Genomic DNA, 7,881 nt, shown 5'->3' with positions numbered 1-7,881 from the left:
ATCATTCGAAAAATTTCACGTAAGTTAAAATCCCATTTATCTTCCTAAGAATTTCTTTACTTTCTTATTCAAAATTTTATTAATGTTCTTAAAAAACCTTCTTTTATCTCGAGGAGCTGGAAAATCTTCTGGAGGAAGAATCATTTTTCCTTTTCTTCTCGATACCGGTTTTTGCATCGCCTTCCTTTGAATTATCAGCATACTAGGATAATAGTGAAGTCCATAGGTACTGCGAGTAAGCTCATTAATCTTAAGTTTGTCATCGCCTGCATGCCATGCATTTATAGCATCAATGAAATTCTTTGAGTATTCAATAAAACTGTCACTTTTTTTATACCCACCTCCATATATTTGCCAATAGGAAGTGTGGAGATCTTCACATAAATAAATACCGTCTTCTTTTACATGCCCGTATAATTCCTCAAAGGATACGATTTGCTGGTTCATTGAATGGCCACCATCGTCTATAATAATATCTGGTTTAGGTATTTGAGATCTAACCTTTTGAAGAAAAGTTCTATCTTCCTGAGACCCTATAAAAATTTTGGTATTTTCAGTTTCAAATTGTTTACAGGAAGGATTTATATCTATGGCGTAAATTTGGGCTTTTTCACCAAAGTAATCTCTCCACATATTTAAAGACCCTCCTTGATAGACCCCTATTTCCAGGATTGTTATGGGCTTATCCTTATACTTCCTGAACCATAAATCATAAATATCAAAATAGTGTAACCACTTATCTATACAATTATCGCTATTGTTCTTAAAATATGCATGTAGTTGGTTCATTCCAAAAAATTCTTTCTTACTATCCAAAACAGGAAGAGCTTATTGACAAATTTAAACTTCAAAAACTTTAATAACTAATTTCCCATTATAAGGCTATTAACATTTTTAAAAACTATTTCAACATACTGTTCCTAAAAAATAAAAGAAGCCTTCTTTGTTTATTAAAAGGCTTTTCTTACTCTACGTAAAACTTCCTTCAATTTTAATTCTACAAATTTCTTTCTTTTAATATTTCTTAGGGTCTGCATCTGTACACTTTCCAGCTTTTTCTTAAAAATATCTACATACTGAAGACATTTCTTATCCATATTTAAATTCTCCAAGGCGAAACTCCTCATTTCTTCACCATCCCTACACCTATATTTTAGAATTTCAGCTTCTAAATCATCTTTTTCTAGAAAGTATTTAAATCTTCTCCCTGAACAATTAAATTTTAGGCTCTCCTGAACATTAGTTAAATAACCATCAGAGTAACTATTCGTATACGGGCGATGATCATAAATGAGAACAGGCCTTCCACATGCCATTGCTTCGTATGCAGATCTGCCCAGTCCTATAACCAGGTCCGCTTTATTGATATAGTTTTCTACATCCCATATTTGCTGCTTGAACTTATTTATGGAAAAAAACTCCCAGTTATTTTTTGTGCAAATTTCTCGAATCTTATTATTTGCTTCAGAAGACTGGCATAAGCTCAAAATAGAACCTAATTCTTCCTTAACCGGAAACTTTGGAAAAAATCTTTCACAATCTACACCGTTATTGATAATTATAGAATCTACATTCAAAGATTTCAAATGATTTTTAACTTCACTTGAAATTGATATGTGAAAATCGGCATAAGCAGAAGGCTGCTCAAGCGCTGGAAATATCCCGTGACATATTTGAATAATAAATCCCCTATGAAAAAGCTTTTTAATACAGGTTGTATGACTAGCTAAGATAAGGTCATAGCGCTTTTTAGTCATAAATTCAACTCCAAGATCATGCTCAATTTTATCAGATATTAAACCCTTGGCAAAAGTGAAATACTCTACGTCAAATCCCTTTCTTTTAAAAGCTGCAATGAAGGCAAACGTAAAAGTTTCAGACCCTCCAATTTTATTTAATTGATGGTTAGCTACGAGAATTGAAATGGAAGAACTCATTTAGCGATTTTTAATTTCCCCATATAAAGAAGTATTCTTATCAATCTACCTGGTTTTTTTACACCTAGTTTTGCTATATATTTTAATGCCTTTCGTTTCTTACCCGCCCTAAGATAACTGGCTAAAAGAGCAAATTCATGATTAAGTAAACTATTTTTAATTACTACTTTCTTATTTGAAAAATTAGAATCTCTATAGGCCTGAGCTACTATATTGCAATTCGCTTTGAGTATCGAGATGGGTCTAATCTTCATTCTTTCCGAAACGCCGATCTCTCTCCGATATACTGCAGTAACCTCATCCAGATATTTTATTTTTGCTCCTTTTTTCGTGGTCCATAAATAAAGTGGCCAATCACCATAAGGACAGGTATCCAGCCAGCCGGGAAAATCATTTATATTTTTTTTATTTCTAAAAACTGCTGTCGCTGAACATATATAATTTCCTAAAATTAATTCTTCAAAATTTGTAATCTCGGCCTGTTTCGAATAGTCCTTTTCAAACATTCTACCATCAGGAAACAGCAACTTGAAAGATGTGAAGACGATTCCAAAATCTGGATTAGCCTCTAAAAAATCTACCTGTTTTTGCAACTTAAAAGGATCATTCCAATAGTCATCTCCGTCGCAAATGGCTACATACTTTCCATTACATTGCTTATAAGTTCTAATAAAATTTTTAATTAACCCATGATTGACCTCAGAAGGAAGTAATTTTATTTTATTAGGATTTTCCCTAGCGTACTTCTCGCATATTTGTCGGGTATTATCTGAACTGCAATCTTCTCCTATAACCAATTGATATTTAAAATCTGTTTGCTGACCGAGTATACTTTCTATGGTTTGGCCAATGAATTCTTCCTGGTTAAAGGTTAATAGAAATATGCTTACACAAATATCACCCATATCAAGAGCTGAGAGGCTTTTTAAACACAATTAATTGACTTCTGGTGAGATTTCTATTAATTGCCTTTGGTAAATGTTTTTCATTCTTTAAAGCCCATCTCTTAAATTTATTCTTTGGCTCTCCCCATTTAAAAAGTCTGCTAAAACGTTCTAAAGTTCCTATAGGAACAGTTCTTGTATCCTTAAAAAAGTTTCTTCCTACCTTTTCAAAATGCTTGGAACTAAAAGTCCTGTCAGGATGAGGATCATTTTCTTTCCATTTCTTAAATCTGCTTTTTTGAAGTTTTGATGGCCTGTTTCTCAAAGGAATACACCACCTGATTTCATCAAGAAACAGATTATTTACGGCTGGCTCAAAGAACCTTGCTTCTCCATCTTCTTTTAATAACCTTGCGGTCTCCTTTAAAAATAACTCTTCCAAAGGAACGGTTAAATGATGCAAGAATGCTTTACCAATCACAAAATCAAAATAATCAGATGGAAGTTCGTTCTCAAGGAAATCTCCTTCCACAAATCTTATAGGAAAGTCAAAATCGTATTGCTCATTTAATCTCCTTATTATCTCCCCGCTATTTAAAGCAATATCATTTGCGTACACTTCAGCACCGAGCGCAGCCATTACAGCGGCATTAACGCAATCGCCACAGCCCATTTCAAGAACTTTTTTACCTCTTATTCTATTTTTGAGCTCATCCTGATAGATCGCATACCAACTTGCTTCTGTGGAACAGGAAGTTTCCAAGAACATGTTTAAATTATTGATCCAGTAAAGAATATTATCAATACCGTAAGAGGAATACATTTTATCATAATGTAGCTTATTTTTCTCCTTGTATTGATCTTCGATATTCATTATAAAATTACTGATTAAAGTTCCTTTAAATTATAAATAAATGGGATATAATAACATATTATTGAAAAGGCCAGGTTTCCAAAAGTTCTTCCTGTAACGCTTTTAATTTTATTGGATCAGGTAGGTTTGGATGAGATTTTATGAAATCCTCTAATTCTACAGCAGATTTTTTTTCATTAATAAATGGTGGATGATAAAGAGGCATGTCTATTGATTCAAGATAATCTTCATATTTAACACCATCACCGAAAATTTTGTTTGAAAACTCAACCCATACGCTAGGTATATTAAATGCATGAGATACTATCAATCCATGTAAAGAAGAGGAAATTGTAGATTCGCATTTAAGGATCTCACGGGTAGTTTGTTCAACATCCATGGTCATCAAATCTACAACATTAATAGAATTATCATCTTTATATAGATCTTTTACTTCTTGATAATCATTATAATGCGGAATTATACCTACCTTATATTCCGGTTTTATAGAAATATGGAAGTATCGCGGAAGAAGCAATGCAGGATCACCATAAACTTCAGGACAGCTATATCCAAGATTCAGTAGAAAACTTCTTGTCCTGGGTCCTCTCACCGCTCTGAAATCAGCCCTTTCTATTTTATGCTTTCGGTCTATTATACCACTTCCCCAGACTATACTATTTTTATCGGCATGGGGTAATATACTCCCAATGGCCAGGAAATTGGTTTTATTTCTTTTATACCATGCCTGCTTTTTCGGATGAATCCATTTCACCCTTCTACCGGAGATCTTTTCAACCAGATAGCGGGATAATAAATCCCCGTAATTCTCCTTATTTTTAAAAAGGAATCTTATCTCGCTCCAGTAGAATAATGGTATTTCACTAGCTTTATTATTAGCTTTCTTTATCTTCATAAATTATATATCAAAATAAAGTTTTTAAGCTATAATAAACAACTATTTATTTACAGATGAAAACTCAACTATTTAGATAATATTTATATTTGAATAATTACAATCTAATCAAATAATTAGATCATTCTAATGAAAATAGCTGCGCACATTACTTATTTCCATTCTACCGAAAGAATGCCCTATTTCAATAAGGTTGTTGAAAGCCTACAAAATATTGACCCAAAACCAGATATTTTTATATACACAAATCGACATCTAGCTGATTATTCAAATCTCAGCAACGTTGACATCAAAAAATACAGCTATAAAAGATGGTTATTACCTCGAATAATAAAAAATTATTCTATTGGTAAATTTCTTCCAAGATTCATGATCCATCCATTTCTCCTAGCATGGGAAAATAGAAAATGGGTAGAAAAGTCTGTAGATGAATACGATATCCAAATTTATTTAGAAGATGACATCCATTTTCAGCAGGATAATCTTGATTATTGGCTAAAGTATAAAAAATTAACTCTTCCTAACGATTACAATTTAGGTTTTCTAAGGATCGAAAAAGATCATGAAGGTAAAGAGTTAATGACCGATGTAAATTGGCCTCTCGACAATATCATAGAAATCGAAGGTCAAAAATTTCTGATTAACAATCTTAATCCTTATTGTGGTTTCTGGATTTACGATAAAATAGAACTTAAAAATTTCATTAAAAGTAAGGAATGGAAATTTAAATTTGAGGGTTACGGCATTCGAGCTAAAGCAGCAGTTGGATGGCACGGTAAGGAAATGGATAGATATAAAGAAACTATCATCCCGTTAGTAGAAAATAATGGGAAATTGATTACCCCATCTGGTGCAGCAGTGCACCACCTTCCTAATAACTATATTGGCAAGGGTAGATATTGTACAAAGGAGTTCCCAATCGAACTAAATTAAGTTTAAAACTTAGATCTTGAACAAGATAAAAAAATTTGTAAGACCTTATTACCGATCCATTAACGGATATTTAATTCAAAAACAATTTAGTATAAAAGTTACTCTTAACAGAAGAATGGGTATCCCTCTTAAAATTGTTATAGGTAGTTCTGGTAAATATCAAAAAGACTGGATAAGATCAGAAAAAGAATTCCTAGATCTTTTAAAGGAAGATGACTGGAATAAGTATTTCAAAAAAGATGAAATAAGTAATCTTCTTGCAGAACATGTTTGGGAACACCTTTCTTTGGAAGAAGGAAAAAAAGCTGCTTCCATTTGCTATAAGTATTTAAAAAGAGGCGGCAAATTAAGGATAGCTGTTCCAGATGGATATCATAACTCATCCAACTATATCGAGCAGGTTAAACCAGGAGGATTTGGTATTTCGGCAGATGACCATAAAATTTTATACAACCATGAAAATTTAAGATCATTTCTTGAAAAGGAAGGTTTTAAAATTAATTTATTAGAGTATTTCGACGGAAAGAAAAATTTCCATTCTCAAAAATGGGACATTCATGACGGAATGATTAGAAGGTCTTTAAAATATGACCATAGAAATAAAGATGGCAAACCTCGCTATACAAGTATTATTATTGATGCTATAAAGGAAAACTGAAAAACATTTAAGCTTTAAACAGTATCAATAAAGTTTTTCTCAGTTTTATTGAAAATAACCAGTCCGAGTAGAAATATTAGGAGCGAAGCTCCAAAGGTATAAAAGAACCCATTCCAGCTAAAAGTACCGGTATCTAACACCATATATCTAAATCCTTCAATAATGTGGGTAATAGGATTCATCTCCACAATCCAGGCCACGTCGGGCATTTTTTTTGAGACTTCACTTACCGGATAGGGAACTGCGGAAAAATAAACTAAAAGAGAGGTAGCAAAACTTACCAAAACACTAAGATCCCTATATTTTGTAGTGAATGCGGAGATTGTCATGCCAAGTCCTAATCCCAACATGGCCATCATTAAAACGTATAAAGGAAATAAGAAAAGATTGAAGTTAGGTGATAAATCCACTCCGCTCCATACCACAACCACATATGCTATGATCAAAATACTTAGTTGGATACCAAATTTAAATAGATTAGTTATTACCAGAGATATAGGCATTATTACCCGAGGAAAATATACCTTACCAAAAATGCCGGCATTGGCCCGAAACGTATTAGATGTTCCTGTAAAACATTGCACAAAGTAACCCCATGCAGTAATACCGGTTAAATTAAAAAGGAATGGAGGAACATTTCCTGTAGGAATATTTGCAATATTATTAAAGACCAGTGTGAAAGTTATAGCGGTAAAAAGAGGTTGAATAAAATACCAAAGTGGACCTAAAATAGTCTGCTTATATACAGTGACGATATTTCTTTTCACGAAAAGTAAAAGAAGGTCTCTGTACCTCCATATCTCCCCAAAATTAAGATCAATAAGCTTTCTTTTAGGAGTTATCTCATAGAGCCAATCTTCACTACTATCTAAATTCTTCATTAATTTTTTTTTAAATAATGGGCCTTTGAAATAAACTTAAATTCCAAGACAATTACCTGATCGATAAAAAATACTTGTACACCATTCTTCATGGTTCATAGGACCAATACCCCAAAAATCAATGCTCCTAAATCCTTTTTCCTCCAAAAAAGAAATTGCTTCCAAGTACCTATCCCTATCAGAATTATCCAAAATAATTACACCGCTCTTCTTTAAAGCACCTAATGAATTAAAAATACAATTAACCCTATCTCTGCCATCAATTATAATTATGTCAAAAAAGTTTTCATATTCTAATATCTCATTTTTATAATCCCCATTAGTAAGAGTTCGGTGCACATAGTCTACGTTTCCTCTATTACTTAAATCGATTTTCAATTTCTCGAACCATTCTTTATCATGCTCTACTGAGAAAACTTTTTGCGAATTCTTACTAAACCATAAAGTGGAGTTGCCACTCCCAAATTCAAAAATTTTCAAATCTTTTTTCAGACGTGTGTTTAAAAAACGGAAACAAGGATATGTAAACCATGGTATCGCCTCCCCGAATTTATCTACGGAACTAGTTTGCTTGACACTATGGTTCCATCCAGTTTCCTTTAAATAACCATTATATAATTTGAAATTTTTATAAAGGTTTTTTATCCCGATTGAAATTAGGAAAGCTTTGCAAGTCATAGATTAACGGAAATTCGTAAGAAAAATAATTGATAATTTATGCTTTACTCAAAATTCCTCATAAACTTTTTCCATGAAGTCTTCATTTGTGATAGCTTAGTAGGTGCAGCACCATAGTAGCCTTTAGCGTAACGATTATAA

The 7,881-nt window shown here is 32.6% G+C and carries 9 protein-coding genes; 2 read left to right on the top strand and 7 right to left on the bottom strand.

All coding sequences use genetic code 11. From position 1 onward, the window contains the following. Positions 1–36: 36 nt before the first annotated feature. From ACNI3T_RS10950 to ACNI3T_RS10930, 5 genes are all read right to left on the bottom strand, one after another. The gene (locus ACNI3T_RS10950) at positions 37–816 is read right to left on the bottom strand and encodes a class I SAM-dependent methyltransferase (protein WP_418227812.1); all 780 of its coding nucleotides are present in this window, start codon (positions 814–816) and stop codon (positions 37–39) included. Between the two features lie 134 nt (positions 817–950). Next, entirely contained in the window at positions 951–1,937 is a 987-nt protein-coding gene (locus ACNI3T_RS10945; RefSeq protein ID WP_418227811.1) for a glycosyltransferase, read from the bottom strand. After that, a complete protein-coding gene (locus ACNI3T_RS10940; protein WP_418227810.1) occupies positions 1,934–2,842 on the bottom strand; it encodes a glycosyltransferase in 909 nt (302 codons plus the stop codon). The genes ACNI3T_RS10945 and ACNI3T_RS10940 overlap by 4 nt, the downstream gene beginning before the upstream one ends. A 1-nt stretch (position 2,843) precedes the next feature. After that, a complete protein-coding gene (locus tag ACNI3T_RS10935) occupies positions 2,844–3,695 on the bottom strand; it encodes a class I SAM-dependent methyltransferase (protein WP_418227809.1) in 852 nt (283 codons plus the stop codon). Positions 3,696–3,753: 58 nt separating this feature from the next. Then, positions 3,754–4,590, bottom strand: a complete 837-nt coding sequence (locus ACNI3T_RS10930) for a polysaccharide pyruvyl transferase family protein (protein WP_418227808.1) — start codon at positions 4,588–4,590, stop codon at positions 3,754–3,756. Positions 4,591–4,719: 129 nt separating this feature from the next. Here ACNI3T_RS10930 and ACNI3T_RS10925 point away from each other — a divergent pair, with 129 nt between their 5' ends. Together ACNI3T_RS10925 and ACNI3T_RS10920 are read left to right on the top strand one after the other, a co-directional pair. Next, positions 4,720–5,523: a hypothetical protein gene (locus ACNI3T_RS10925; protein ID WP_418227807.1), complete on the top strand. Its 804-nt coding sequence runs from the start codon at positions 4,720–4,722 to the stop codon at positions 5,521–5,523. A gap of 16 nt (positions 5,524–5,539) precedes the next feature. Beyond that, positions 5,540–6,181, top strand: coding sequence for a class I SAM-dependent methyltransferase (locus tag ACNI3T_RS10920; RefSeq protein WP_418227806.1), 642 nt, complete (start codon positions 5,540–5,542; stop codon positions 6,179–6,181). Positions 6,182–6,195: 14 nt separating this feature from the next. On the opposite strand, the gene ACNI3T_RS10915 is transcribed toward ACNI3T_RS10920, so the two are convergent. Next, entirely contained in the window at positions 6,196–7,062 is an 867-nt protein-coding gene (locus tag ACNI3T_RS10915) for an ABC transporter permease (RefSeq protein ID WP_418227805.1), read from the bottom strand. Between the two features lie 36 nt (positions 7,063–7,098). Beyond that, a complete protein-coding gene (locus ACNI3T_RS10910) occupies positions 7,099–7,740 on the bottom strand; it encodes a hypothetical protein (protein WP_418227804.1) in 642 nt (213 codons plus the stop codon). Positions 7,741–7,881 lie beyond the last annotated feature (141 nt).

This window comes from Christiangramia qingdaonensis, assembly GCF_048381525.1.
Taxonomy (GTDB): Bacteria; Bacteroidota; Bacteroidia; order Flavobacteriales; family Flavobacteriaceae; genus Christiangramia.
This window is presented reverse-complemented; position numbering and strand designations above follow the sequence as displayed.